Source organism: Amycolatopsis deserti, from assembly GCF_014653945.1.
In the GTDB taxonomy this organism is placed as follows: Bacteria; Actinomycetota; Actinomycetes; order Mycobacteriales; family Pseudonocardiaceae; genus Amycolatopsis_E; species Amycolatopsis_E deserti.
Map to the genome: position 1 here is coordinate 437,061 of NZ_BNAU01000005.1, position 25,835 is coordinate 462,895.

Genomic DNA, 25,835 nt, shown 5'->3' on the forward strand with positions numbered 1-25,835 from the left:
GTCAGCTCACATGTGGGGAACGTTGTCGGGGATGTCGTAGAACGTCGGGTGCCGGTACACCTTGTCGCCGGACGGCGCGAAGAACGGGTCCTTCTCGTCCGGGCTGGACGCGGTGATGTCGGCCGCCTTGACCACCCAGATGCTCACGCCCTCGTTGCGCCGCGTGTAGAGGTCACGCGCGTTGTGCAGGGCCATCTGGTCGTCGGCCGCGCGCAGCGACCCGACGTGCACGTGGTTGAGGCCTCGCTTGCCGCGCACGAACACCTCGTACAGCGGCCACTCGCTCTTGCTCACTTCGCCTCCGACATCTTGCGCGCGTGCGCGGCCGCGGCTTCGCGGACCCACGCGCCGTCCTCGTGCGCCTGCCGCCGCCGGGCCAGCCGCTCGGTGTTGCACGGGCCGTTGCCCGCGACGACCTGTTTCATCTCGTCCCAGTCCACCGGGCCGAAGTCGTAGTGCCCGCGTTCGGGGTTCCACTTCAGCTCCGGGTCGGGCAGGGTCACGCCGAGCGCCTCGGCCTGCGGCACGGTCATGTCGACGAACCGCTGGCGCAGCTCGTCGTTGGTGTGCCGCTTGATCTTCCACGCCATCGACTGCGCGGTGTTGGCCGATTCGGCGTCCGGCGGGCCGAACATCATCAGCGACGGCCACCAGAACCGGTTCACCGCGTCCTGCACCATGTCCCGCTGCGCCTGGGTGCCCTTCATCATCGTCATCAGCAGCTCGTAGCCCTGCCGCTGGTGGAACGACTCCTCCTTGCAGATCCGGATCATCGCCCGGGCGTACGGCCCGTAGGAGGACCGGCACAGCGGCACCTGGTTGCAGATCGCGGCGCCGTCGACCAGCCAGCCGATCGCGCCCACGTCGGCGAACGTCAGCGTCGGGTAGTTGAAGATCGACGAGTACTTCTGCCGCCCGGTGATCAGCTTGTCGGTCAGGTCGGCGCGGTCGGCGCCCAGCGTCTCCGCCGCCGAGTACAGGTACAGCCCGTGCCCGGCCTCGTCCTGCACCTTCGCCAGCAGGATCGCCTTGCGCCGCAGCGACGGCGCGCGGGTGATCCAGTTGCCCTCCGGCTGCATGCCGATGATCTCGGAGTGCGCGTGCTGCGCGATCTGCCGGATCATCGTCTTGCGGTAGCCCTCGGGCACCCAGTCCCGCGGCTCGATCCGCTGGTCCTTGGCGATGGTGTGCTCGAAGTGCTGTTCGAGGTCCTTCTCGCTGAGCGTGGCGGTCATCGGTTGTTCTCCTTCGCAACCAGGGTGAGCACGTCGTACTTCGCGACGGACTCGTCGTTCTGGTTGGTCACATCGGCGTCCCAGCGCACCTCGCCGTAGTCGGCGTTCTCGCGCGGGGTGATCTGCTTGGCGGTCAGGGTCACGGTCAGCGCGTCACCGGGCTTGACCGGGGTCAGGAAGCGCAGGTTCTCCAGGCCGTAGTTGGCCAGCACCGGGCCCGGCTCGGGCGAGACGAACAGGCCGGCGGCGAACGACACGACCAGGTAGCCGTGCGCCACGATGCCGCCGAACAGCGGGTTCGCCGCGGCGGCTTCGGGGTCGGTGTGGGCGTAGAAGGTGTCGCCGGTGAACTCGGCGAAGTGGTCCACATCCTCCTGCGTCACCGTGCGCGGCCCGGCCACCACGCTGTCGCCGATCTTCAGCTCGGCCAGGGACTTGCGGAACGGGTGGACGTCGCCGGTGTTGCGGGGCGCGCCCTCGACCCAGCGGCCGGTGACCGCGGTGAGCACCTTGGGGCTGCCCTGCACGGCGGTGCGCTGCATGTGGTGCAGCACGCCACGGATGCCGCCCATCTCCTCGCCGCCGCCGGCGCGGCCCGGGCCACCGTGCACCAGGCCCGGCATCGGCGAGCCGTGGCCGGTGGACTCCTTCGCGTCGTCGGCGTCGAGCACCAGCAGGCGGCCGTGCCACGGCGCGACGCCGAGGACGACCTCGCGGGCGAACTGCGCGTCCCCGGTCACGACCGACCCGGCGAGGCTGCCCTGGCCGCGCGCGGCGTAGCCGACGACCTGCTCGACCGAGGTGTAGGGCATCAGCGTGGACACCGGGCCGAACGCCTCGACCTCGTGCGGCTCAGCGCGGTCGGCGTCGCCCTTCAGCAGGACCGGCGAGATGAACGCGCCGCGCTCGGCGTCGGCGTCGACCACCTCGACGCGCTCCGGGTCGCCGAACACGATGCTCGAGGCGTCCTGCAGCGCCTTGAGCGAGCGGCGGACCTCCTCGCGCTGCTCCAGGCTCGCCAGCGCGCCCATCCGGACGCCCTCGGACGCCGGGTTGCCGATCTTCACCTTCGCCAGGCGCTCGGCGGCGGCCTCGGCCACGTCGTCGAGCAGCTCGGCCGGCACGAACGCCCGGCGGATCGCGGTGCACTTCTGACCGGCCTTGACCGTCATCTCGGTGACCAGCTGCTTGACGTAGAGGTCGAACTCGGCCGTGCCCGGCTTCGCGTCCGGGCCGAGGATCGAGCAGTTCAGCGAGTCGGCCTCGGCGTTGAACCGAACAGCCTGGCGCACGATGACCGGGTGCGTGCGCAGCTTCTGCGCGGTGGACGCCGACCCGGTGAACGACACCAGGTCCTGCTCGGTGAGGTGGTCCAGCAGGTCACCGGCGCTGCCCGAAATCAGCTGCAGCGTGCCCTCCGGGATCAGGCCGGATTCGATGATCAGCTCGACGATCCGCTCGGTCAGGTAGGCGGTCTGACTGGCCGGCTTGACCAGGCTCGGCACGCCCGCGAGGAACGCCGGGGCGAACTTCTCCAGCGGGCCCCAGACCGGGAAGTTGAACGCGTTGATCTGCACGGCGACGCCGCGCAGCGGGGTGGCGATGTGCTGGCCGAGGAACGTGCCGCCCTTGCTCAGCGGCTCGACGCCGCCGTCGACGTAGACGGTGTCGTTGGGCAGCTCGCGCTTGCCCTTGCTGGAGTAGGCGAACAGCACGCCGATGCCGCCGTCGACGTCGAACTTGGAGTCGCCGAGCGTGGCGCCCGTCTTCGCGGACAGCTCGTACAGCTCGTCGCGGTGTTCGCGCAGGTGCGAGGCCACGGCCTTGAGCAGCGCGGCCCGCTGGTGGAAGGTCAGCTCGCGCAGGGCGGGCCCGCCGACGCGGCGGCCATGCTCGAGCGCGGCGGCCATGTCGATGCCGGCGGTGGAGATCCGTGCGACCTCGGCGCCGGTGACCGCGTCGTGCAGGGGCACCCCCTCGCCCTCCCCGGTCCGCCAGCCGCCGCTGACGTAGCTGCGCAGCATCCTCGTCGACTGCTGGGCCATCGTTCCTCGCTTCCCCGGATTAACCAACCGAACGTTCAGGAAGTCATGGTAGCGTCTCGGCATGGCTGACGAAAGCACCAGCGACGTTGTTTCCGTTTCCCGCGAAGGCGCCGTGGCCACCGTGACCCTGCTCCGGCCGGCGCTCACCAGCGAGCTGAAGACCGGCCTGCGGGACGCGCTCGAGCGCCTGTCCGCGGACGAGGCGGTCCGCGCGGTCGTTCTCACCGGCACCGGCCGGGCGTTCTGCGTGGGCCAGGACCTGGCCGAGCACGCCGACGCGCTGCGGGCCGACCCGGCGACCGCGTTCGCCACCATCGACGAGCACTACAACCCGATCGTCACCGCGCTGGCGACCATGCCGAAACCGGTGGTCGCGGCCGTCAACGGCACCTGCGTCGGCGCCGGGCTCGGGTTCGCCCTGGCCTGCGACCTGCGGGTGACCGCGGACACCGCGAAGTTCGGCACCGCGTTCACCGGCATCGGGCTGACCTGCGACTCCGGGCTGTCCGCCACGCTCGCGCGTGCGGTCGGCGCGGCCAGGGCGAGCGAACTGGTCCTGCTCGGTGAAACGTTCACCGCCGCGCAGGCCGCGGAGTGGGGCATCGCCGGGCGGGTCGTCCCCGCCGACCAGGTCGCCTCGACCGCCGCCGAACTCGCCGCGCGCCTGGCCGCCGGCCCGACACTCGCCTACGCCGAAGCCAAGCGCGCGCTGGCGGCGTCCTGGGGTGCGCCACTGCCGGAAGTCCTGCGCCTGGAGGGCGAAGCGCAGGCGCGGCTGGGTCTCACCGACGACCACCGCGGCGCGGTCGAAGCCTTTCTGAGCAAGTCGAAGCCGGTGTTCCAAGGGGCTTGACAGTGCCGCCGCGAGGCGCACATTATTAACCGTCCATTCGGTCAGTAACGACGGAAGGCAGTGCTGCCGTGTCCCAAGCCGCGCAGGCGATGTTCGCCGACGACGTCGCGTCGAAGTCGCTCGGCATCGAACTCGTCGAAGCCGGCGGTGGCCGGGCGGTCGCCCGCATGACGGTCACCGAGCAGATGGTCAACGGGCACGCCATCGCCCACGGCGGCTACATCTTCCTGCTGGCCGACACCACGTTCGCGTGCGCGTGCAACAGCCACGGCCCGGTCACGGTCGCGGCGGGGGCGGAGATCTCGTTCGTCGCCAGCGCCCGGCTCGGTGACCGGCTGGTCGCCACGGCCGAGGAACGCACGCGCTACGGACGCAACGGCATCTACGACGTCACGGTGCACCGCGAGACCGGCACCGGTCGCGAGGTGATCGCCGAATTCCGCGGCCGCAGCCGCACGATCGGGAAGAACTGAGGAGCCGGTCCCCATGACGACCACGCACAGCGACGTGCCCCACGCCAAGCGCCTCGGCACCGCGCCGGCGCCGGACGACCTGACCGCCGCCGAGCGGATGAGCGTCGACGAGCTGCGCGCCACCCAGCTGGAGCGTCTGCAGTGGACACTCCGGCACGCGTACGAGAACGTGCCGTTCTACCGCCGCAAGTTCGACGAGGCCGGGGTGCACCCGGACGACTGCCGCGAGCTGGCCGACCTGGCGAAGTTCCCCTGCACCACCAAGCACGACCTGCGCGACAACTACCCGTTCGGCATGTTCGCCGTGCCGCAGGAGCAGGTGCGCCGCATCCACGCCTCCAGCGGCACCACCGGCAAGCCGACCGTCGTCGGGTACACCGAGGCCGACATCGACACCTGGGCCACCGTGATGGCCCGCTCGATCTACGCGGCGGGCGGCCGTCCCGGGCACAAGGTGCACGTGGCCTACGGCTACGGCCTGTTCACCGGCGGGCTCGGCGCACACTACGGCGTGGAGAAGCTGGGCTGCACCGCGATCCCCGCCTCCGGCGGCATGACCGCGCGGCAGGTGCAGATCATCACCGACTTCCGGCCCGAGGTCATCATGGTGACCCCGTCGTACATGCTGACGCTGCTGGACGAGTTCGAGCGCCAGGGCATCGACCCGGCGTCGTCGTCACTGCGGGTGGGCATCTTCGGCGCGGAGCCGTGGACCGAGCAGATGCGGCGCGAGATCGAGCAGCGGATGGACCTGCACGCCGTGGACATCTACGGCCTGTCCGAGGTGATGGGGCCGGGCGTGGCGCAGGAGTGCGTGGAGACCAAGGACGGCCTGCACATCTGGGAGGACCACTTCTACCCCGAGGTGGTCGACCCGGTCGAGGGGAACGTGCTGCCCGAAGGCGAGACCGGTGAGCTGCTGTTCACCTCGCTGACCAAGCAGGCGATGCCGGTCATCCGCTACCGCACGCGGGACCTGACCGCGCTGCGCCCGGGCACCGCGCGGCCGGCGTTCCGGCGCATGGACAAGGTCACCGGCCGCAGCGACGACATGATCATCCTGCGCGGGGTCAACGTGTTCCCGACGCAGATCGAGGAGATCGTGCTCGCCACCGAGGGCCTGGCGCCGCACTTCCAGCTCAAGCTGACCAAAAAGGACCGGATGGACCACCTCACCGTCCTGGTGGAGGCCCGGCACGACACCCCGGAGGACCGTCGTCGCGGCGCGGCGGCCGAGATCGCCGCGCGGGTCAAGGACGGCGTCGGGGTCAGCGTCGGCGTCGAGGTGCTCGACCCGGACACGCTGGAACGGTCGATGGGCAAGCTGCGCCGCGTGATCGACCAGCGGCCGCCGGCCTGAGCACCGGTTGGGATACTGGGGCCATGACGACCGCACCTCCGGCCCGGCCCGCCCGGCGCGGCAGGCCGGGTTACGACCTGGAGTCCCTGCTGGCGGTCGCGGTCAAGCTGTTCAACGAGCGCGGCTACGACGGCACCAGCATGGAGGACCTGTCGCGCAAGCTGGGCATCACGAAGTCCGCCATCTACCACCACGTGCCCAGCAAGCAGGAACTGCTGCGGCTGGCGGTGAACCGGGCGCTGGACGGGCTGTTCGAGATCGTGGCCGAGCTGGATTCGGTCGACGGGCGCGCGGTGGACCGGCTGGAGTACCTGGTGCGGGGCAGTGTGCGGGTGCTGGTGGACCGGCTGCCGTTCGTGACGCTGCTGCTGCGCGTGCGCGGCAACACCAAGGTGGAGCGGGACGCGCTGTCCCGTCGTCGCGAGTTCGACCACATCGTGTCCGAGCTGGTCACCAAGGCCGTCGACGAGGGTGACCTGCGGCCGGACATCGACCCGCCGACCGCGGCCCGGCTGCTGTTCGGCATGGTCAACTCGCTGATCGAGTGGTACCGGCCGCGCGGCGGGCAGAGCGCTGACCAGCTGGCCGAGACTGTGGCGGCGGTGGCGTTCGACGGGTTGCGGATCCGGTCCGCATAGGACTTTCGCCACACCGGGAATCTCGCGGCCGCGACGCGTGTCGGCACTGTCATGCCAGATAACCGCAACCTGCGGCTGATCATGGTGGTGCTCGCGTTCTCGTGCGGCACCACGGTCGCGAACCTGTACTACGCCCAGCCGCTGCTGGCCGAGATCGCGACCGCGTTCGGCGTGAGCCAGGGCAGTGCCGCGCTGGTGGTGACGCTGACCCAGCTCGGGTACGCGGCCGGCCTGGCGCTGCTCATGCCGCTCGGGGATCTGGTGGAGAACCGGGCGCTGGCCTCGCGGACGCTGGTGTTCACCGCGCTGGCGCTGGTGGTCGCGGCGGTGGCGCCGGTGTTCGGGGTGTTCCTGGCGGCGTCGGTGCTCATCGGGGTGACGTCGGTGGTGGCGCAGATCCTCATCCCGTTCGCGGCGCACCTGGCGCCGGAGGAGCAGCGCGGCCGGTTCGTGGGCACGGTGATGACCGGGCTGCTGCTGGGGATCCTGCTGGCGCGGACGCTGTCCAGCCTGGTCGCCGGGGCGTTCGGGTGGCGCACGATCTACTTCGTGTCGGCGGTGCTGATGCTGGTGGTGGCGATCGCGGTGCGCCGGATGCTGCCCCACCGCAAGCCCAGTCACGATGCGGGCTACCCGCGGCTGATGCGGTCGATCCTGACGCTGGCGCGCGAGGAGCCGGCGCTGCGGCGGCGCGCGATCTGCCAGGCGCTGATGTTCGGGGCGTTTTCGGCGTTTTGGACCTCGGTGGCGTTCGAGCTGGTCGGACGGCACGGCTTGACGCAGACCGAAGTCGGGGTGTTCGCGCTGGTCGGAGCGGCCGGCGCGGCGGCCGCGCCGTTGGCCGGACGGCTGGGCGACCGCGGACACGGCCGGATCGGCAGCGGGTTCGCGCTGGGCCTGGCCGCGGTGGCGATGGTGATGGCCTGGCTCGGGGCGGGTTCGCTGGTGGTGCTGGCGCTGGCCGGGGTCGTGCTGGACCTCGCGGTGCAGGGCCACCAGGTGCTTTCGCAGCGGGAGATCTACGGCTTGAGGGAGGACGCGCGAGCCCGGATCAACACGGTGTTCATGACAACGATCTTCGTCGGCGGCGCAGTGGCGTCGGCAGTAGCGGGGAGCTTGTACGACGCGTTCGGCTGGGTGGGCCCGTGCCTGTTCGGCGCGGCGCTGCCGATGATCGGGCTGGCGATCTGGACGGTGTCCACGGTGCGGCAGCGCCGCGCCGTGAACACAGCGGAGCTGGGTGGTCATCCCGGAGCCTGCCCGTCCGGCGAGGACATCTTTTGATCTTTAAAGCCGCGCCTTCGGCTGGCGAAGAGTCCGCCCTGCGGGCGGAGAGCGCCTTACGGCGCCAAAGGTCACCTTACGACCACCCCCGCCCCCGATGCCTGATTGTGTTTCAGTCGCCGAGCAGGCGTGTCAAGGCGGGAAAGAGTACCTTGACACGCCTGGTCGGCGACCAAAGATCGGCTGTGGATCGGGGGCGGGGGAGGTCTGGTTGGGGTAGTCGGTCTTCTTCCGTTGCCGGCTTGCGGTTGGTGAGGTGGGGTGCGGGCCGGGTCGGGGCCGTCCACTTCCGTTCCCGGCCGCCGGTTTTGTACGTGGTTTTCGTGGTGTCGTCCCGTTGCTGGATCATCTGTGCTTCACTTCCCGTGACCATCCGGGCACGAAGAAGGGAACTCCTGGGGTGACGAGCTGGCGCGATCTCGCGACGTTCATCCGGCAGCAGTACAAGGTGATCCGGGACGAACCGGACGAACTGCGCATCCGGATTCGCTTCCAGTCGGATCCCGAGGAGGAAGAGCGCACCCAGATCGTGGTCATCGCGCGGGAGGTTCTCGATCGGCGCGACGAGTGGATCCAGATCGCGACCCCGTTCGCGCGGGTGGACGAAGTGGACGTCGTCGCGGTGCTCGCCGAGGTCGGGCACACCACCGTCGTCGGCGGGGTGGTCGTCATGGGTGAGTACCTGGTGCTCCGGCACTCGCTGCCGCTGGCGAACCTGGACCTCAACGAGTTCGTCGACCCGCTCGCACTGGTCACCAGCTCTGCCGAGCTGCTCGAGGAACAGCTGACCGGCCGCGACGACTACTGAAATCTAGTTGCCCTGGACCCTTTCGCGGGTAACCCTGTGGATCCACCCGAGCGAAAGGACCTTCCGATGTTCACCGCCGTCGAGGGCGCCCGCGTGCCGATCCGCATGTGGGCCGACCCGGCGACCGTCGAGGACGCCGCGATGCGTCAGCTGCACAACGTCGCCAACCTGAAGTGGGTGCACGGTCTGGCTGTCATGCCGGACGTGCACTACGGCAAGGGCGCGACGGTCGGCAGCGTGATCGCCATGCGGGACGCGGTCTCCCCCGCCGCGGTGGGCGTGGACATCGGCTGTGGCATGAGCGCGGTCCGCACGTCGCTGACCGCCGCGGACCTGCCGGACGACCTCGGCAAGCTGCGGCGCCGCATCGAGGACGCCGTTCCGGTCGGCTTCGCCATGCACCGCACCCCGGTCAACCCCGCCCGCGTACCCGGCACCGGCGGCTGGACCGAGTTCTGGCAGGCGTTCGGGCACCTGCACACCGGCGTGCAGAACCTGCGCGACCGGGCCCAGGCGCAGATCGGCAGCCTCGGCGGCGGCAACCACTTCATCGAGGTCTGCCTCGAGCAGGGCGGTCCAGACGCCGGCCGTGTGTGGCTGATGCTGCACTCCGGCTCGCGCGGCATCGGCAACGAGCTGGCCAAGCGGCACATCGACATCGCCCGCAAGCTGCCGCACAACGCGGACCTGCCGGACCGCGACCTGGCCGTGTTCGTCGCCGGCACCCCGGAGATGGAGGCCTACCGGCGTGACCTGTTCTGGGCTCAGGAGTACGCGGCCCGCAACCGGGCCACCATGGTCGCGCTCGTGCAGCAGGCGGTGGCCGACACGGTGCCGGGCGTGCGGTTCGACCAGCCGATCTCGTGCCACCACAACTACGTCGCCGAGGAGACCTACGACGGCGTGGACGTGCTGGTCACCCGCAAGGGCGCCATCCGCGCCGGATCGGGCGACCTGGGGATCATCCCGGGCAGCATGGGCACCGGCTCCTACATCGTGCGCGGCCTCGGCAACGAGACCTCGTTCCACTCGGCGTCGCACGGCGCCGGGCGGCGCATGTCCCGGACCAAGGCCCGCAAGACGTTCACCGCCGCCGACCTCGCCGCCCAGACCGACGGCGTGGAATGCCGCAAGGACGAGGGCGTGGTCGACGAGATCCCGGCCGCCTACAAGGACATCGATTCGGTGATCCGGGCGCAGACCGACCTGGTCGAGGTGGTCGCGCACCTCAAGCAGGTGGTGTGCGTCAAGGGGTAGGCAGCGGCTTCGGCGGGTAGCTGCGCAGCACGAGCGACGTGGTGACCGGCCCGAAGCGGGCCAGCGAGTCCACGACCTGCTCGAGCCGTTCGGCGTGCGTGCAGTGCACGTCGAACAGCAGGCAGTCCTCGCCGGTCACCCGGACCGTCGAGACGACGTCGGGTATCCGCTCGGCGAGGGCGAGCGCCTTCGCCAGCTGGGCGTGCGTGGTGCGCAACCGGACGACGGCGTGGATGTTCAACCCGACCGCGGCCGGGTCGACGACGGCGCGGTAGCCGAGGATGACGCCGCTCTTCTCCAGGCGCTGGATGCGCGCGGCGGCCGCCGGCTGGGACAGCCCCACCCGGCGGCCCACCTCGGCGCCGCTGAGCCGGCCGTCGGCCTGCAGCAACTCCAGGATCGCGCGGTCGATCTCGTCGAGTGATTCCATCGTTGTCGCCGCCACTTCCCTTGAGATCGCTCGCCAGGCCCGTCACGCACAGCTGGTCCATCGACAATCCCCTCGGTCGGCGGCCGCGAGGTGCGGGCGCCACGAGTGGAAGCGGCGGTGGACGTTGGTCGCGTACGTCATCATCCCGGGCATCGACGGATCGGACGAGAAGCACTGGCAGACCGCGTGGGAGGCGCGGTGGGGCGCCTCGGCCATCCGGATCGGCCCGGCCTCCTGGGCAGAGCCGGACCTCGCGGACTGGGTGGGCGCGGTCGGGGCCGCCCATACGGCCGCGGTGCGCCGTGACGACCGGGTAGTGCTGGTGGCGCACAGTCTCGGCTGCTGGGCGGCCGCCGAGTGGCTGATCTCGGCACCACCGCACGGCGTCGCCGCCTTCCTGGTCGCGCCACCGGATCCGCGGGGACCGGCGTTCCCCCGCCAGGCCGCGCCGACATTCGCGGACCTGCGGGCCCTGCCATTGCCCTGCCCCGGCCTGCTCGTCGCGAGCGACGACGACCCCTACTGCGACCCGGCGGCGTCCGCCGCGCTCGCCGACGCGTGGGGAGTCCCCCGGCGCGTGCTCGCCGGGCACGGCCACATCAACTCCGGCAGCGGCCTCGGCGCGTGGACGGCCGGCCTAGACCTCCTCGCCGAGGTCGCCGGCTGAGCTACCACTGCCGTCCGACGCGCACGGCGGCCAGCTCCGGCGCGGACAGGTGCAGCACCTCGTACCGCTCGGTGGCTTCGCCGTCGTGCTCACCGAGGACGAACCACACCAGCTGCCAGTGGTGCGGGTCCAGCGCGAGCGCCACGCTGTGCACACCTGTCCCGCGAGCGATCACCGGCAACCCGGCGAGCGCCTCTTCGACCGCGCTCGCCGGGTCGCCCTCCGCGATCGGCGTGATGAGACGGGACGCCCGCCGGGGCACCGTGCCGAACGCCGGGCCGGGTTCGAACGCCAGGCCCGTCCAGTGCCGCACCACCGGGCGGCCGAAGTCCCGCACGATGTTGTGGAAACCACCACCGCCCACCAGGAACTCGGCCATCCGGCCGGTGTCGCGCCACAGGTAGAACGGCGCGTACTGGTTCGGACCCTCACGGACGAGGTACGCCTTCAGGCCGAGGCCCGCGCGGTCGTCCAGGGCGTGCCCGCGTTCGGCCACCCGCTTGCGGATGAGGCCCATGTCGTAGTCGGCCGGCAGGCTGATCTCGTACTGCTTGGCGTACACCCGGGCGAGTGTACCTACTGGTATGTACGAAGAACATAGCCGGTGTACTGGTACTCCCCGCCGTGCTCGCGCCGCATGGCGATCTCCGCCCGCGCCGCGGCGACCGCCTGGGCCATCGCGGGATCACTGGTGTCGGCGGCGTCGGCCCGGGCCTCCAGGTGGTCGTAGAACTCGTCGAACCAGTCGCTGTCCGGTTGCGGCAGCACCGCGTCCACCCGGTAGCCGGCGGCCTCCGCGGCGGCGGTGTTCTGCTCGGTCGTCCGCAGTGGATACTGCGGGTCCCAGAACTCCCGGGCCGCGGCGGACGGTGAGCCGGTGGACCACTCGCATTCGGTGAGGACGAGCGTGCCGCCGGGCTTGAGCAGCCTCTTCCAGGTGCGCAGCGCGCTGTCGAACCCCAGCACGAACACCGAGCTCTCGGCCCACAGGAGGTCGAACGCGCCGTCCGGGAACGGCGGCTCGGCCATCGAGGCGTTGACGGTCTCCACGTCGAGCCCGTCGGCCGCCCGGGCGAGGTCGTCGAGGAACGGCTGGTGGGTGTCGAGGCCGGTCACCCGAGCGCCGGCCTTCGCCAGCAGCAGCGCCGACCGGCCGGGGCCGCATCCGAGGTCGAGCACGCGGGGCCGCTCGGGCAGCGGCGCGGCGAGTTCGAGGAGGCGGAGGGTGGTGGCGTCCGAACCCGGGCCCTGCCGCGGCAGGCCGTGGAACAACGCGAAGAACGCTTCGGTCACGTGCGGCAGCCTCACGTGCCCCGTGACGGCCGCGCAACCGGATTTTTCAGCCGGCCAGGTCGACCTCGGCGACCAGCACGCCGTGGTGGTCGTGCAGATCGACGCACCAGGTGCGGGCGAGGCTGTCGAGGATGTGCAGCGGGAGCCGCAGCGCCGCGTGACCCGGCAAGGTGCGGCACCGCAGCTCGCGGATCTCGGCCCGCAGGCTCACACCCTCGGTGTGCCGCAGCCGGACGGTGAACGGCGGGTGGGCGTGACGGCAGGCGAGACTGGCGAGGGTGTCGACGACGACGAGCGCCCGCGCGACCGCATCCTCGTCTTCCTCCCCCAGGAGTTCGCGGAGGTGCCGCCGGAGCCCGGCGAGGTGGGGCGCGCCCAGCAGGGGCACGCCGCTGGTTCTGTCACAGATCTGGGCTGAGTCCGGCAAGACGGTCCTCCGCTGTTCCTTCAACGGGCGTGGAGCGTCGTTGTACCCCGGTCAAGGGAACGCGAAACCTGCTCGTGGTCAGCGGACCAGGTCCGGCGCCGCGTCCGCGATCCGCTGCCGCATGGGCCGCGCACGCAACGCCTCGATCGCCTCGTCGACCAGCCGGCTCAGCGGATAGGCCAGCCCGGCTTCGAAATCTTTCGCCGCCGCGGTGGTCGCCGCCCACTCCGCGTCCAGCACGGGCAGCAGCTCCTCCGCCTTGGGTGTCAGGTGGACGATGCGGTGGCGGGCGTCGGCGCCCGGGCTGAGCGTCACCAGTTCCGCCTTGGCCATCTGCGCGACCGTCTGGCTCGCCGCCGAGTGGGTGACCCCGATCGCGGCGGCCAGGTCCCGGATCGGCTGGGGACCCGAGGTCGCCAGGGTCCGGACCACCGGCGTGAACCGCGGCCGGAACCAGGCCAGCCCGAGGTCGGCGTAGACGGCGGCGACGTCGCCGTCCAGGAGTTCCAGCAGGTGCCGCAGCCGGGTGGCGAGCAGTTCGGGACCGGGGATTGTCACAGCGCTAATATAACAGCACTGTTGCATCTGGAGGGACCATGACCCAGCTCCACCCCATCGCCGAACCCCACACCGAAGGCATGCTGGACGTCGGCGACGGCAACCGGATCCACTGGGCCGAGTGCGGCAACCCCGACGGCAAACCCGCGGTGTTCGTCCACGGCGGCCCCGGTTCGGGCGCCTGGACCAATTCACGCGGCTACTTCGACCCGGAACGCTACCGGATCATCCTGTTCAGCCAGCGCAACTGCGGCCGCAGCACACCGCACGCGAGCGATCCGGCGACCGACCTGACCCACAACACGACCGAGCACCTGATCGCGGACATGGAACGGCTGCGCGAGCACCTGGACGTCGAGCAATGGCTGCTCTTCGGCGGTTCGTGGGGTTCGACGCTGCAACTCGCCTACGCGCAGCGGTATCCGGAGCGGGTCAGCGAGATCGTGATCGCCGGGGTCACCACCACCCGCCGGCGCGAGATCGACTGGCTGTACAACGGGGTGGGCCGGTTCTTCCCGGCGGAGCTGGACCGGTTCCGGGCCGGAGCCGGTGACGTCGAGGGCGACACCTTCGACGTCCTCGCCGCGTACGCGCGCCTGCTGGCGGATCCGGATCCCGAGGTGCGCGCCACGGCCGCACGCGACTGGAGCACGTGGGAGGACGCGGCGATTTCGCTGGAACCCAACGGCGTGCCGAACTCCTACAGCGACCGGCCGTCCCGCGACCTGCTGGCGATGACCCGGATCTGCGCGCACTACTTCTCCAATGCCGCCTGGCTGGAGGAGGGCGTGCTGATCCGGGAGGCCCACCGGCTCAAGGGGATTCCCGGGAAGCTCATCCACGGCCGGCTCGACCTGTCCGGCCCGGTGGAGACCGCGTGGGAGCTGACCAAGGTGTGGCCGGACGCCGAACTGATCGTGATCGACGATTCCGGCCACACCGGCAGCGACGCGATGCGGGCGGCGATGCGCGCCGCCCTCGACGAGTTCGCGGTCAGGCCAGCTCGGGGATGACCTTGTTGGTGAACAGCTCCACCGACGTGCGGTCGTAGGCGATGTCGGCGAAGTAGGTGATCGCGTACGTCATGCCCAGACCGCGCAGCTCGGTGAGCCGCTCGGCGATCTGCTCGGGGGTGCCGACCAGCGGCCCGTTCGCGAACGAGGCGACGGTGCTCTCGAGCAGCTCGGCGGACAGGTGCGGCTCGTAGTGCGACCGGATCCACGCCAGGCGGTCGGCCACGTCCTTCTCGGTCTCGCCGATGACGACGTTGTAGTTGGCCGAGCGGACGATGGCGTCGAAGTCGGTGCCCACCTCGGCGCAGTGCGCGGCGAGGACCTCGGACTTGTGCTTGAAGTCCGCCGGTGCGCCGGCGAAGTTGGTGTACTGGGCGTACCGGGCGGCGATCCGCAGCGTCTTCTTCTCGCCACCACCGGCGATCCACAGCGGGATCCCGCCGTCCTGCAGCGGCAGCGGGTAGGAGAGGGCGCCGTCGACCTGGTAGTACTTGCCGTCCAGGCTCGCCTTGCCCTCGGCCCACAGCTGCCGCATGATCTGCACGCCCTCGTCGAGCATGCCGAGCCGCTGGCCGGCGGACGGGAAGCCGTAGCCGTAGGCCCGCCACTCGTGCTCGTACCAGCCGGCGCCGATGCCCATCTCGACGCGGCCGCCCGAGATGACGTCCGTGGTCGCCGCGACCTTCGCCAGGTAGGCCGGGTTGCGGTAGCTCATGCAGGTGCACATCTGGCCCAGCCGGACGCGGCTCGTGGTCGCGCCGAGCGCCGCCATCAGCGACCACGCCTCGTGCGTGGCCTCCGCAAGCGGGGCGGGCACGGTGTGGAAGTGGTCGTACACCCACACCGACTCGTACGGCCCGTTCTCGGCGTACCGGGCGATGTCGAGCATGGTCTCCCACTGGCGGGCGGGCTCGATACCGGTCAGGTCCAGCCGCCAGCCCTGGGGAACGAAGAGTCCGAAGCGCATGCGCCCAGCCTAGCCGGGCGAGGGTGAAGATCGAAAAAAGCCTTCATGTCCTTTTCGGACGTTTGGCCCGGTGCCGTGGCGCGGGCCCCTCAGCGGCTGATGCGGCCCGGCATCGGCTGGGGCTTGCTCGGCGGCGGCTGCGGGCTCGGTGGCCGGCGCTGCCACGGCCGTGAACTGGTCTTGCGCACCTGACCCCCCGGGACGGTCTCGACGACATTCGCTGGCGAAGACTAACCACACCCCGGGTGTGACTCACGCAGCCCACCCTGGTTCTGCGACCAGAGTTACTGGTGTTACGGCTGGTGCGCCGCGAGAAGATCGACTCCCGAGAGTGTGACACAACGAACCCGGCGGCCGGGCCGGGGCTCCGGGGTGGTCAGCCCGGCGCTGGCGAACGTCGCCAATCGCGGTACCGGTCCGGCAGGCAGACCGCGCAGGGCCGGTACCCCGCGGCGACGGCGGTCTCCTCGTCGGCGAAGAACACGCGGTGGCGGGCGTAGTGGCCGCGGGCCAGGGCGCGCCGGGCGGACGGGCAGGTGAGCAGACCGTAGATCCGCAGGCGCCGGTGCCCACCGAGGGTTCCGGGGACGGGACTGCGGTACGAACGCCCATCGGCGCCGAGCAGGGTGTAGGCCATCGGTTCGAGTCTGACGAGGGCGGGATCGGCCGGCTGGCGTCTTTCGGTCGTGACGTCAGCGGCCGCGCCGATCTCCGGTATCCCGCGCGTCTCCGCCTCAGTCCACAGTAGACCCGGTCGGCTCCCACAGGCCCGTGGCGCGGCCCGCTGCCACGTGCTCCGAGTACACCGCGACCTTGTGCCGGATCACCGCGAGGCTCTCCTCCAGCTCGGCGATCCGCTCCCGCACCCGCTCCTCGTGCTCCCGCAGCAACGCCAGCCGCTCGGACTCGTTGCCCGGCCCCTGCCGCACCAGGGCCGCGAACCGGCGGATCGCCTCCAGCGGCATGCCCGACGCGCGGAACCGCGTGCAGTACTCCAGCCACTCGACGTCCGCCTCGCGGTAGACGCGGCGTCCGCTCGCGTCGCGGGAGACCGGGCTCGCCAGCAGGCCCTCCCGCTCGTACAGCCGCAGCGTGTGCACGCTCAGCCCGGTCCGCCGCGCGACCTCGCCGATGCTCAAGTCCACTGTCCCAGCCTAACTTGACCTAGACGCCGGTCTAACTCCTAGCGTCGCCGGCATGATCCAGAAACCCCTCGGCACCGGCTTCGGTGCCCGCACCACCGCCGACGAGGTCCTCGCCGGGGTGGACCTCACCGGCAAGCTCGCGATCGTCACCGGCGGCTACTCCGGCATCGGCCTGGCCGCCACCCGCGCGCTCACCCGCGCGGGCGCCCACGTCGTCGTTCCCGCGCGCCGCCCGGAAGCCGCGCGTGAAGCGGCCGAAGTGGACGAACTCGATCTCGCCGACCTCGGCAGCGTCCGCCGGTTCGCGGAGAACTTCCTCGCCTCCGGCCGCACCATCGACATCCTCATCGCCGGCGCCGGCATCATGGCCGCCCCGGAAACCCGCGTCGGACCGGGCTGGGAGTCGCACTTCGCGGTCAACCACCTCGGCCACTTCGCGCTGGTCAACCTCCTCTGGCCGGCCCTCGCCCCGGGCGCGCGGGTCGTGGTGGTGGCCTCGGCCGGGCACCAGCTGTCGCCCATCCGCTGGGACGACCTCCACTTCGACCGCGGCTACGACCGCTGGCTCGCCTACGCCCAGTCCAAAACGGCCAACGCCCTCTTCGCACTGCAGCTGGACGTCCTCGGCCGCGACCGCGCCCGCGCGTTCTCCCTGCACCCGGGCGCGATCCTCACTCCCCTGCAACGGCACCTCGACACCGCCGACATGGTGGCCGCGGGTTGGATCGACGAACACGGCAACCCCGCCGACCCGAGCTTCAAGACCCCCGAGCAGGGCGCGGCCACCCAGGTCTGGGCCGCGACCTCACCCCAGCTCGACGGCCTCGGTGGCCTCTACTGCGAGGACTGCGACATCGCCGAGCCCACCGACAGCACGGAGATGATCGCCGGCGTGCGCGACTACGCGGTGGACCCCGCGCAGGCCGAGCGGCTCTGGGCACTGTCCGCCGAGCTGACCGGCGTCACGGCGTTCTGAGCGACGCCAGCTCGCGCGCGAGGTTCGCCTTCGCCGTGGCTTCCCACCGCGACCGGGCGGCCGCCGTGGCGTACAGCGGGTCCCGCGCCAGCAGGTCCGCGAGCACGGCTGACCGCCCGGCACGCCACAACTCGTTCGAGATCGGGGCGTACTCGGCGTACACCGCGGCGCGGTAGCGGTCGTAGGTGGCTTCGTCGGCGCCGAGGATCGCGAGGTCGGCGTCCAGCAGCGCCAGCGCGGACAGGTCGCCGTCCGGGGCCGTGTGCGTCAGCGTGGCCAGCACCAGCTCCTCGACCCGCGACACGTGGTCGGCAGACACCCCCGCCCGGCGCAGCCACGAGACCGCCCATTCGGCGCTGCGCCGTTCGTCCTCACCCGGCCGCCCGTCGTACACGACGTCGTGCGCGGCGGCGGCCAGGGTGAGCACCGCGCGCTCCTCCGGCGGCAACCGCAGCTCCGCCGCGAGCGCCGCCGAATCCCGCAGCACCGCGAGCACGTGCGCCGTGTCGTGGTAACGGCGATGCGGCTCCGCGTACCGGGCGGCCAGTTCCGCCGCCGCGTCCGCCGCCACATCGCCGTCGCCACCGAGCGCCCGTACCGCGCTCACCCATTCCGTCCGCACGCACCCATCATCGCGCGGGGCGGATGTTCTGGTTGACGTGGAACACGTTCTCCGGGTCGTACTGGGCCTTGATCCGCGCCAGCCGGTCGTAGTTGCCGCGGTAGGACGCCCGCACGCGATCCTGGCCCTCGTCGTCCATCATGAAGTTGATGTAGGCCCCGCCCGCCGACGTCGGGTGCAGATCGGACCAGTAGTCCTTGGCCCAGCGGGTCATCTCCGCCACATCCGACGGCTCCGGCGACACCCCGACGATCACCCCGGCCCACCCGCCGTCGCGGTAGCCGAACGCCGTCGACTCGGTCGGCACGCGCGCCGCGGCGCCGTCGATCGGGTACAGGTGCATCGTGGAGAACGGCGTCGGCAGCGTCTGCCCGTACCGGACGTGCACGTCGATCGCCTCGTCGGTGATCTCGGAGAAGAAGTCGGCCTTCCAGTACCACCGCAGCCCGGCCGGGTAGAGCGCGTCGAACGCGGTCTGCAGGACGTTGTGCGGCATCGCCTGCAAGCCGATCACCAGTGGCGAACCGTAGGTCTTCACCGGCTCCAGCACCTCGTCCGCGCGGTCGTGCGGCCCGGTGTAGCACCACACGATGCCGCACGCCTTGCGTCCCCAGAGCTGTTCGGGGAACGGCGGCGCCGGCGGGATCGTCAGCAGCCCGAACCAGCCGGACAGCTCCTCCGGCAGCGACGGCAGCAGCTCCCGGTACCAGCGCATCACGTCGGGCGTGTCGGCCAGGTCGTAGAGGACCGGCCCGCCGATGATGACGCCGTGCTCGCCGATGTCGTGCGCCCGGAACGTGAACGACGTGACCACGCCGAAGTTGCCGCCACCGCCGCGCAGCGCCCAGAACAGGTCCGGGTGCGACGTCTCGTTCACGGTCACGAGCGTGCCGTCGGCCAGCACGACGTCGGCCGAGAGCAGGTTGTCGACGGTGAGCCCGAACTTGCGGGCCAGGTAGCCGACCCCGCCGCCGAGCGTGAGCCCCGCGACGCCGGTCGAGCCGAGGAACCCGCACGGCACGGCCATGCCGAACGGGACGGTGGCGTGGTCGACGTCGGCCCACGTGCACCCCGCGTCGACGCGGACGGTGTGGTGCTCGGGGTCGACGGTGGTGCTGTGCAGCAACGCGAAATCGATCACCAGGGCGTCGTCGGCGACGCCGAGGCCGCCCGCGTTGTGGCCGCCGCCGCGGACGGCGATGGTGATGTCGTGCGCCCGCGCGAACTTCACGCACGCGACGACGTCGGCGGTGTCGCGCACCCGGACGATCGCGGCGGGCCGCCGGTCGATCATCCCGTTGTAGACGGCGCGGGCCGCGTCGTAGTTGGGGTCCTGCGGCCGCACGAGGTCTCCGCGCAGGACGGCGGCGAGTTCCTCGAAGGGGGCCGTGGCGATGGTGGTCATGAATCCTCCTCGGGTGGGTCGCCACGACGCTAGGGACCGGGCGTTCGCGCAGCGTTCGCCCGCGTGGGCTCACGCCCGAACGCCGAGGTCGTGCTCGCACCGCCGCACCAGCGCGACGCTGCCCTGCGCCTGGGCGAGCCGCACCGCGGAACGCAGCCGGGAGATCGCCGTGTCCTCCGCGTCGAGGGCGGCGCGCTTGCGCATCACCTCGGGCAGCCACCACACGTCGTCGCGGGCCTGCCCGGCGACGATCGCCGCGTCCAGGGTCGCGCGGGCGGCGTCCGGCCCGGACAGGTCGGCCAGCAGCGTGAGCCAGTACGGCATCCGCGCGAACGAACCCTCCGCGCGCAGGTTGTCGATGCCCCGGCGGGCGGTCTCGTACCGCCCGGTCCGCCAGCCGCCCAGCACCAGGCCCCATTCCCGGTAGTAGGCGAACCCGTAGCGGTCGCACAGCTCGCCCAGCTCGCGCACGGTGTCGCCGAGCCGGTCCCGGTCGTCGCAGATCTGGTAGGTGATCCCGGCGTAGGCCAGCGCGACGGCCAGGCTGTACGGGTGCTCGATGGACCGGGCGAGGTCGACGGCGTCCCGGGAGGCGGCCAGCGCCTCCCCGGTGTGGCCGAGCAGCCAGTGCGCGTGCGCGGCCCACGCGGTCGCGTGCACATCCGGGCGGGTGCCCACGGACAGCGACGGGACCTGCCCGGTCAGTTTCGCCGCGAGGTCGAAGTGCCGGATCGCCTCGGCCGGACGGCCCATGGTGTTCGCGGCCCCGCCGAACACGAAGTGCGCCTGCGCCCGCAGCTCCGAATCCGGGTCCACGAGGTCTAGCACGGTGGTGGCGACCTGGTAGGCGTCCGCAGTGCGGCCCTGCACGTAGCGTGAGGCCGAGAGCGCGACGAGTGCGGTGAGGAGCGAGTCCCGCCGGCCCAGCCGCTTCGCCAGGTCGATCGTGCGTTCCAGCGTCTCCTGCACCCGCGGCGAGGCGTAGCCGTGGCGCGCGTTCAGTGGCGCCGCCATCGTCTCCAGGATCGCCAGTTCCTGGCGGGCGGACTCGGCGCTGTCCGGTTGCGCGCGCACGATGTCCAGGGCCTGCTGGTGCAGCCGGATCGCCTCGGCGTGCGCGAAGGTGCCGGACGCCAGCGCCGCGGCGCGCCGGTAGAAGGCGACCGCGCGGTCCGGCCGGCCGCCCCGCGCGTACTGCTCGGCGAGGCGGCCGGACACCGGGTCGGTGTCGCCGGCGTGCAGCAGTTCCAGCGCCTGCGCGATGCGCCGGTGCAGCAGCCAGCGGTTGGGCGGGCTGACCAGGCGGTAGGCGGTGTCGCGGAGCAGGTCGTGGCTGAAGTCGTAGCCGCCGCCGTTCTCGTGGATGATGCGGCGCCGCCACAGCTCGTCGACGGCCTGCACGACGGTGTCCGGTTCCAGGTCGCTGGCCTCGGTGAGCAGCGCGAGCGTGAAGTCGCGGCCGACCGCGGCGGCGAGGCCGGCGATCTTGCGCGCGGCGGGACCGGCCTGCTCGACGCGGTTGCGCAGCACGTCGGTGAGGTCGCTGCCGGGCAGCGCCTTGCCGCGGACGGCTTCGACGACGTAGAGCGGGAACCCGCCGGTGGTGGCCTGCAACAGCGCGCGGTCGGCGGGGGCGAGCGGCTGCCCGGAGATCAGTTCGGCCAGCCGGGCGGAGTCGCTGGTCTCGAGCGGGTTCAGGCTCAGCTCGGTGAGCAGGCCGGTGGCGCGCATGCGGGTGGTCCACCCGCCCAGGTCCGGCCAGTCGCCGTCGGTGCGCAGGGTCGCGGCGACGAGCACCGGCGCGTCCGGGGTGAGGCCGAGGCAGAACGTGAGGAACGCCAGGGTTTCCTGGTCGCACCACTGCAGGTTGTCCAGCACCAGCAGCGTCGGGCGGCCGGTGCCGGTGAGCGCCCGCGCGAGCCCTTCGAAGAAGCGGTGCCGCTGCCAGGCGTCGACCATCGCGCGGGGCCCGGTGTCCGGCTCGCTCCGCGACCGGCCGGCGGGCACGAGCCGGTCCACCTCGGCGCGCCACACCGGTTCCAGGTTCCCGGTCGCGGCCCGCACCGCGGGGGTGCGCAACCAGTCCGCGACCGGCGCCAGCGGCAGCCGTCCGGGCGTGCCGAAGCACTGCGATGCCGCGACGACCGCGCCGTGCGCGCGTGCCGCGGAAGCGAGTTCGGCGACCAGGCGGCTCTTGCCGACCCCGGCGCCGCCGCTCACCAGCACCAGCCCGGGGCGCCCGCCCGCCGCGGTCTGCCAGACCCGCGACAGGACGGCCATCTCCCGGGCGCGCCCGACCAGGCCCGTGGTGCCGGGGCGTGAGCCCGCGACGGGGCGGTCGAGCAGGCGCCGCAGCGCGCGGCGGGTCGTCTCGTCCGGGACGACGCCCAGTTCGCGTTCCAGGACGGACGCGCAGTGGTGGTAGGTGCTGACGGCGCTGGCCCGGTCACCCATCGCCGCCTGCAGGTCCATCAACGTGCGGTAGCCGTGTTCTTCCAGCGGCCGCAACTGGATGCGGCGGCGGGCGGCTTCGGCGGCGCCGGGCAGGTCGCCGCGGCTCTTCCTGGCCTCGCACAGCAGATCGCAGAGCCGCACGCAAGAGGATTCGAGTTCGGCGCGCGGCTGGATGACCCACTCGTCGTTGATTCCGGGCAGGAATTCACCGTGGTAGAGCGCGATCGCGGCCGGGGCGTGCGCGAGGACCGCGTCGCCGCCCCGGGCCGCGTCGCAGGCGAGCTGGAAGTCGCGCACGTCGACGCGCACTTGCGGGGTGTCCCGCCAGCACAGGTCCTTCCCGGTCACCACCAGGCAGTCCGCGCCGAGGGTGTGGCGCAGGTGGTGCAGTTCGCGGCGGAGGTTCGTCAGGGCCTGCGGTTCGGCGGAGTCGGGCCAGAACAGCTCGGCGATGCGCTGCCGCGGCTGGGGCACGCCCGCGTGCACGACGAGGAACGCCACGAGCGCGACGGTCCGCGGCGAACGGGTCACCACCGAGCCGTCCGCTTCGTCGAGGATCGCCTGCTCTCCCAGCAGGGAGACCCGCAGCATCCAGCCAGCCTAGACCGCGGCGCGGCTCCCTTCGACGACGAAAACCTAAACCCCTTGCCGGGCCAGTGCTTCGCCGATCACCCGGGCTCCTTCGGGGAACGCGCCCGGGTTCGGGCCGGAGTAGTTGAGCCTCAGGTACACCCCGGGCGGCTCCGCCGGGAACCATTCGCTGCCCGGGTTCACCACCACCCCGGCCGCCTCGCAGTCGCGGGCCAGGCGCGCTGGATCGGTGCCGTCGGGCAGCCCCACCCACAGGTTCAGCCCGCCCTGCGGCACCCCGTCCAGGCGCGCGGCCGGGACGTGCTCCCGCAGCGCCTCGACCAGCAGGTCGCGCCGCGCGGCCAGCTGACGGCGCAGGTCCCGCAGGTGCGTGCGCCACCCGGGCTGCGTGACCACGTCGAGCGCGACCGCCTGCAGGAACCCGCTCACGTACATCGACTCGCCCTGCGCGCTGGCCAGGATGCGTTCTCGCGCCGCACCCCGTGCGACGATCCCGGCTACTCGCACCGCCGGGGACACGCTCTTCGTCAGCGACCGCAGGTACACCACGTGCCCGCGGTCGTCCCGGGCGGCGAGCGGGACCACGTCCGCCGAGATCCCGAAGTCGTGCGCCCAGTCGTCCTCGATCAGGAACGCGCCGTGCTCGCGGACGACCTCGAGCACCCGGTCGCCCAGCTCCGGCGACCACCGCGCGCCGGTCGGGTTGGCGAAGTTCGGTTGCGCGTAGAACGCCCGCGCCCCGGTCCGCCGGAACGCCCGGTCCAGCTCGTCCGGGTCCGGGCCGTGCGAACCGCTGGGCACCGGCACCACCCGCACCCCGGCCTGCGCGGCGGCCAGGATCGCGCCCCAGTACGTCGGCGACTCCAGCACCAGCGGCGCTCCCGCCCCGACCAGACCCCGGAACGCCGCGCTGAGCCCGCTCTGACTGCCGGGGAACACGACAACGTCACCCGGCACCGCAGTTCCGAGCTCGGCGGCGAACCACGCCTGCAGCTCCGGCAACCCCGCGACCGGCGGCCGGCTGACCGCCCAGCCACCCCGGGCGGCGCGGGTGAACGCGGCTCGCACCAGCCGTTCGGGCAGCAGCTCGCCGTCCGGGTAGCCCGAGTGCAGCGCGATCACGTCGTTGGGCACCGTGCGCAACGCGGTCGACATCCGCGGCAGGCGGTGCGGCGGCGATCCGAGCGCCGCGGTCTGCCACCCGTAGTCGTTCGCACGCGGCACCCGGACCGCCCGCACGAACGTGCCGACGCCGGGCCGGCTCTCCACCAGCCCGTGCGCCGCGAGGGTCCGCAACGCCTTCTGCACGGTCACCGGACTCGCCGCGTACTCGGCGACCAGCGCCCGCGTGGACGGCAGCCGCGCACCCGGCTCGGCGGCCGCGATCCACTCGCGGAGACCGGCGGCGATGCGGGAGCTGCTATCGTCAGACATGAGGCAGGATAGTAGCGCTACTCTCGCCGACAACCCGGTGCTATCCCCCGCGCGGGCCGGTCTCGGGTGGGGTCTGCTCGGGGTCACGGCGTTCTCGTTCACCGTCCCGTTCACCCGGGTCGCCGTTGGCACCATGTCGCCGCTGTTCATCGGCTGCGGCCGGGCGGTCGTCGCCGCCCTGCTCGCCGCCGGGGCGCTCGCCTGCACCCGGCAACGCCTGCCGCGCGGTGTGCAGTGGTTCCGCCTCGCGATCGTCGCCGCGGGCGTGGTCGTCGGTTTCCCCGTGCTGACCTCGTTCGCGCTGACCAGCGCCTCGGCCAGTCACAGCGCCGTGGTGATCGCGCTGCTGCCCGCCGCGACCGCGGTGATCGCCGTGCTGCGCGGACGGGAACGGCCCCCGGCCCGGTTCTGGATCACCGCGGCGGTCGGCGCGGTCGCCGCGGTCGGGTTCGCGTCGCTGCAGGGCGGTTTCGGCCGCCTGCACTGGTCCGATCTGCTCCTGCTGGCGGCGGTGCTCGCGGCCGGGATCGGCTACGCGGAGGGCGGTCTGCTGGCCCGCGAACTGGGCGCGTGGCAGACGATCTCGTGGGCGCTGGTCGGGTCGGCGCCGGTGATGATCGCCCTGGCCGGGTTCGCGATGTGGCAGCACCCGCCGACCGGCACCGCGGTGGACTGGGCCGCGTTCGCCTACCTCGGCGTGGTGAGCATGTTCCTCGGGTTCTTCGCGTGGTACCGGGGGCTCGCGATCGGCCCGATGGCGCGGGTCAGCCAGATCCAGCTGGTGCAGCCGGTCCTCACCATCTGCTGGGCGGTGCTGTTCCTGCGGGAGGCGATCACCTGGCCCACCGTGCTCGGCGGGCTCGCGGTGATCGCGTGCGCCGGTCTCGCCGTGCGCACCAGGATGGTCAGCCGAGCGTGACCTCCTCCGGCCGCCGGTCCGGCCGCAGCCCGCGCCACGACGGCGCCCGCAGCCGCCCGTCCGAGGTCCACTGCCGGAACTCCACCTCGCCCACCAGTTCCGGCTCCACCCAGTGCGCGTGGCGAGCGTACTCGCGGGGCACCGGGGTGTCGAACGGGCTGGTGCGGCGCGCGAGCGGCCGCAGCCGGGCCTGCAGATCGTCGAGCATCCGGTCGGTGAAGCCGGTGCCGACGTGCCCGGCGAAGCGCAGCCCGGTCTCGTCGTGCAACCCGAGCAGCAGCGCGCCGAACGTGCCGGACCGTCGCCCCTCACCGGCGGTCCAGCCCGCGATCACCACCTCCTGGGTGCGGGTCAGCGGCGTCTTCACCCAGTCCGGCGACCGCACGCCGGGCTGGTAGGCCGAGCCGAGCCGTTTCGAGACCAGCCCCTCCAGGCCGACCTCGCGCGCGGCGCGCAACAGCTCCGCACCCTCCACATCGGACGCCAGGAAGTGCCGCCGCACCCGTACCTCCGGCCGGTCGATGCCCAGGCCCAGCAAGCGGTCCCGGCGTTCCTCGTAGGGCAGGCCGGTGCAGTCCTGGGATCCCTCGCGCAGCAGGTCGAACGCGAAGAACACGACCGGCACCGAGGCCAGCCGCGCAGGTGTCGGCGCGGACAGGTTCATGCGTTGCTGCAGGCGTCCGAAATCCGGCCGGCCGTCCTCGTCCAGCGCGACCACCTCGCCGTCGATCAGCAGCGTGCGGGTGCCGCGGCCGAGCACGGCCAGCTCGGGGTAGGTGGCGGTGACGTCGCGCAGCCGCCGCGAGTAGAGCCGGACCTCGCCGCCGGAGACCGCGGCCTGGCACCGCACCCCGTCGTACTTCCACTCGAACGCCCAGCCCTCGCTGTCCCGCACGGGTCCGGGAACGGCCAGCATCGGGGCGACGGGCTCGGGCAGCGGCATGTCCCCGATGCTGCGCCGGATCGGGTGCCGCCGCCAGT

General features: G+C 72.1%; 27 protein-coding genes. 11 read left to right on the forward strand and 16 right to left on the reverse strand.

What is annotated here, in order from left to right; genetic code table 11:
• Nucleotides 1-6: 6 nt before the first annotated feature.
• From paaB to paaZ, 3 genes are read right to left on the reverse strand one after another with little or no spacing between them, the layout of a single operon-like run.
• Nucleotides 7-294, reverse strand: a complete 288-nt coding sequence (paaB, locus tag IE290_RS23170; protein ID WP_017984160.1) for a 1,2-phenylacetyl-CoA epoxidase subunit PaaB — start codon at nt 292-294, stop codon at nt 7-9.
• A complete protein-coding gene (gene paaA, locus IE290_RS23175) occupies nt 291-1,235 on the reverse strand; it encodes a 1,2-phenylacetyl-CoA epoxidase subunit PaaA (RefSeq protein WP_191246776.1) in 945 nt (314 codons plus the stop codon). The genes paaB and paaA overlap by 4 nt, the downstream gene beginning before the upstream one ends.
• The gene (paaZ, locus tag IE290_RS23180) at nt 1,232-3,259 is read right to left on the reverse strand and encodes a phenylacetic acid degradation bifunctional protein PaaZ (RefSeq protein WP_191246923.1); all 2,028 of its coding nucleotides are present in this window, start codon (nt 3,257-3,259) and stop codon (nt 1,232-1,234) included. Before paaZ ends, paaA begins: the two co-directional genes overlap by 4 nt.
• An 82-nt stretch (nt 3,260-3,341) precedes the next feature.
• On the opposite strand from paaZ, the gene IE290_RS23185 reads away from it, so the two are divergent.
• The 7 genes from IE290_RS23185 (at nt 3,342) to IE290_RS23215 (ending at nt 9,953) form a co-directional block, all read left to right on the forward strand.
• Entirely contained in the window at nt 3,342-4,133 is a 792-nt protein-coding gene (locus tag IE290_RS23185) for an enoyl-CoA hydratase/isomerase family protein (RefSeq protein ID WP_191246777.1), read from the forward strand.
• Nucleotides 4,134-4,222: 89 nt separating this feature from the next.
• Nucleotides 4,223-4,606: a hydroxyphenylacetyl-CoA thioesterase PaaI gene (paaI, locus tag IE290_RS23190; protein WP_191246924.1), complete on the forward strand. Its 384-nt coding sequence runs from the start codon at nt 4,223-4,225 to the stop codon at nt 4,604-4,606.
• 13 nt (nt 4,607-4,619) lie between these two features.
• Nucleotides 4,620-5,966: a phenylacetate--CoA ligase PaaK gene (paaK, locus tag IE290_RS23195; protein ID WP_191246778.1), complete on the forward strand. Its 1,347-nt coding sequence runs from the start codon at nt 4,620-4,622 to the stop codon at nt 5,964-5,966.
• Nucleotides 5,967-5,989: 23 nt separating this feature from the next.
• Nucleotides 5,990-6,604 carry a TetR/AcrR family transcriptional regulator gene (locus tag IE290_RS23200; protein ID WP_191246779.1) on the forward strand — a complete coding sequence of 205 codons (615 nt, stop codon included), beginning with the start codon at nt 5,990-5,992 and terminating at the stop codon, nt 6,602-6,604.
• A 51-nt stretch (nt 6,605-6,655) separates the two neighbouring features.
• Complete coding sequence (locus tag IE290_RS23205; RefSeq protein ID WP_191246780.1) at nt 6,656-7,888, forward strand: MFS transporter; 1,233 nt, start codon at nt 6,656-6,658, stop codon at nt 7,886-7,888.
• 400 nt (nt 7,889-8,288) lie between these two features.
• The gene (locus IE290_RS23210; protein ID WP_191246781.1) at nt 8,289-8,696 is read left to right on the forward strand and encodes a hypothetical protein; all 408 of its coding nucleotides are present in this window, start codon (nt 8,289-8,291) and stop codon (nt 8,694-8,696) included.
• Nucleotides 8,697-8,762: 66 nt separating this feature from the next.
• Nucleotides 8,763-9,953, forward strand: coding sequence for an RtcB family protein (locus IE290_RS23215; RefSeq protein ID WP_191246782.1), 1,191 nt, complete (start codon nt 8,763-8,765; stop codon nt 9,951-9,953).
• Here the strand turns inward: IE290_RS23215 and IE290_RS23220 are convergent.
• Nucleotides 9,943-10,383, reverse strand: coding sequence for an Lrp/AsnC family transcriptional regulator (locus IE290_RS23220; RefSeq protein WP_191246783.1), 441 nt, complete (start codon nt 10,381-10,383; stop codon nt 9,943-9,945). The two genes, IE290_RS23215 and IE290_RS23220, sit on opposite strands and share 11 nt — an antisense overlap.
• 124 nt (nt 10,384-10,507) lie before the next feature.
• Here IE290_RS23220 and IE290_RS23225 point away from each other — a divergent pair, with 124 nt between their 5' ends.
• Nucleotides 10,508-11,050: an RBBP9/YdeN family alpha/beta hydrolase gene (locus IE290_RS23225; protein WP_191246784.1), complete on the forward strand. Its 543-nt coding sequence runs from the start codon at nt 10,508-10,510 to the stop codon at nt 11,048-11,050.
• Nucleotide 11,051: 1 nt separating this feature from the next.
• On the opposite strand, the gene IE290_RS23230 is transcribed toward IE290_RS23225, so the two are convergent.
• From IE290_RS23230 to IE290_RS23245, 4 genes are all read right to left on the reverse strand, one after another.
• Nucleotides 11,052-11,612 carry a DUF4865 family protein gene (locus tag IE290_RS23230; protein ID WP_191246785.1) on the reverse strand — a complete coding sequence of 187 codons (561 nt, stop codon included), beginning with the start codon at nt 11,610-11,612 and terminating at the stop codon, nt 11,052-11,054.
• A gap of 14 nt (nt 11,613-11,626) precedes the next feature.
• A complete protein-coding gene (locus IE290_RS23235; protein WP_191246786.1) occupies nt 11,627-12,343 on the reverse strand; it encodes a class I SAM-dependent methyltransferase in 717 nt (238 codons plus the stop codon).
• Nucleotides 12,344-12,389: 46 nt separating this feature from the next.
• On the reverse strand, nt 12,390-12,731 hold the full coding sequence (locus IE290_RS23240; protein ID WP_191246787.1) for a hypothetical protein: 342 nt from the start codon (nt 12,729-12,731) through the stop codon (nt 12,390-12,392).
• A gap of 117 nt (nt 12,732-12,848) precedes the next feature.
• Nucleotides 12,849-13,328 (reverse strand): MarR family winged helix-turn-helix transcriptional regulator, encoded by a 480-nt coding sequence (locus IE290_RS23245; RefSeq protein WP_191246788.1) that lies wholly within the window; start codon nt 13,326-13,328, stop codon nt 12,849-12,851.
• Nucleotides 13,329-13,366: 38 nt separating this feature from the next.
• Between IE290_RS23245 and pip the strand changes: the two genes are divergently transcribed.
• The gene (gene pip / locus IE290_RS23250; RefSeq protein WP_191246789.1) at nt 13,367-14,341 is read left to right on the forward strand and encodes a prolyl aminopeptidase; all 975 of its coding nucleotides are present in this window, start codon (nt 13,367-13,369) and stop codon (nt 14,339-14,341) included.
• On the opposite strand, the gene IE290_RS23255 is transcribed toward pip, so the two are convergent.
• From IE290_RS23255 to IE290_RS23265, 3 genes are all read right to left on the reverse strand, one after another.
• Nucleotides 14,322-15,308, reverse strand: a complete 987-nt coding sequence (locus tag IE290_RS23255) for an LLM class F420-dependent oxidoreductase (protein ID WP_191246790.1) — start codon at nt 15,306-15,308, stop codon at nt 14,322-14,324. The two genes, pip and IE290_RS23255, sit on opposite strands and share 20 nt — an antisense overlap.
• Nucleotides 15,309-15,684: 376 nt before the next feature.
• Nucleotides 15,685-15,945, reverse strand: a complete 261-nt coding sequence (locus tag IE290_RS23260; protein ID WP_191246791.1) for an Ada metal-binding domain-containing protein — start codon at nt 15,943-15,945, stop codon at nt 15,685-15,687.
• A 97-nt stretch (nt 15,946-16,042) separates the two neighbouring features.
• Nucleotides 16,043-16,453, reverse strand: coding sequence for a MerR family transcriptional regulator (locus IE290_RS23265; RefSeq protein ID WP_191246792.1), 411 nt, complete (start codon nt 16,451-16,453; stop codon nt 16,043-16,045).
• A gap of 52 nt (nt 16,454-16,505) precedes the next feature.
• On the opposite strand from IE290_RS23265, the gene IE290_RS23270 reads away from it, so the two are divergent.
• A complete protein-coding gene (locus IE290_RS23270) occupies nt 16,506-17,429 on the forward strand; it encodes an SDR family NAD(P)-dependent oxidoreductase (RefSeq protein ID WP_191246793.1) in 924 nt (307 codons plus the stop codon).
• Here the strand turns inward: IE290_RS23270 and IE290_RS23275 are convergent.
• The 4 genes from IE290_RS23275 to IE290_RS23290 all read right to left on the reverse strand — a co-directional run bounded on the left by IE290_RS23275 (nt 17,416) and on the right by IE290_RS23290 (nt 23,935).
• Complete coding sequence (locus IE290_RS23275; RefSeq protein WP_191246794.1) at nt 17,416-18,051, reverse strand: HD domain-containing protein; 636 nt, start codon at nt 18,049-18,051, stop codon at nt 17,416-17,418. The genes IE290_RS23270 and IE290_RS23275 overlap by 14 nt on opposite strands.
• 7 nt (nt 18,052-18,058) lie before the next feature.
• Nucleotides 18,059-19,456: an FAD-binding oxidoreductase gene (locus IE290_RS23280; RefSeq protein ID WP_191246795.1), complete on the reverse strand. Its 1,398-nt coding sequence runs from the start codon at nt 19,454-19,456 to the stop codon at nt 18,059-18,061.
• 69 nt (nt 19,457-19,525) lie between these two features.
• Nucleotides 19,526-22,501 carry an ATP-binding protein gene (locus IE290_RS23285; protein ID WP_191246796.1) on the reverse strand — a complete coding sequence of 992 codons (2,976 nt, stop codon included), beginning with the start codon at nt 22,499-22,501 and terminating at the stop codon, nt 19,526-19,528.
• Between the two features lie 45 nt (nt 22,502-22,546).
• Entirely contained in the window at nt 22,547-23,935 is a 1,389-nt protein-coding gene (locus IE290_RS23290; RefSeq protein WP_191246797.1) for an aminotransferase-like domain-containing protein, read from the reverse strand.
• Between IE290_RS23290 and IE290_RS23295 the strand changes: the two genes are divergently transcribed.
• A complete protein-coding gene (locus IE290_RS23295; RefSeq protein ID WP_191246798.1) occupies nt 23,934-24,854 on the forward strand; it encodes a DMT family transporter in 921 nt (306 codons plus the stop codon). The two genes, IE290_RS23290 and IE290_RS23295, sit on opposite strands and share 2 nt — an antisense overlap.
• Here the strand turns inward: IE290_RS23295 and ligD are convergent.
• Nucleotides 24,841-25,797, reverse strand: coding sequence for a non-homologous end-joining DNA ligase (ligD, locus tag IE290_RS23300; protein WP_191246925.1), 957 nt, complete (start codon nt 25,795-25,797; stop codon nt 24,841-24,843). The genes IE290_RS23295 and ligD overlap by 14 nt on opposite strands.
• Nucleotides 25,798-25,835: the final 38 nt, after the last annotated feature.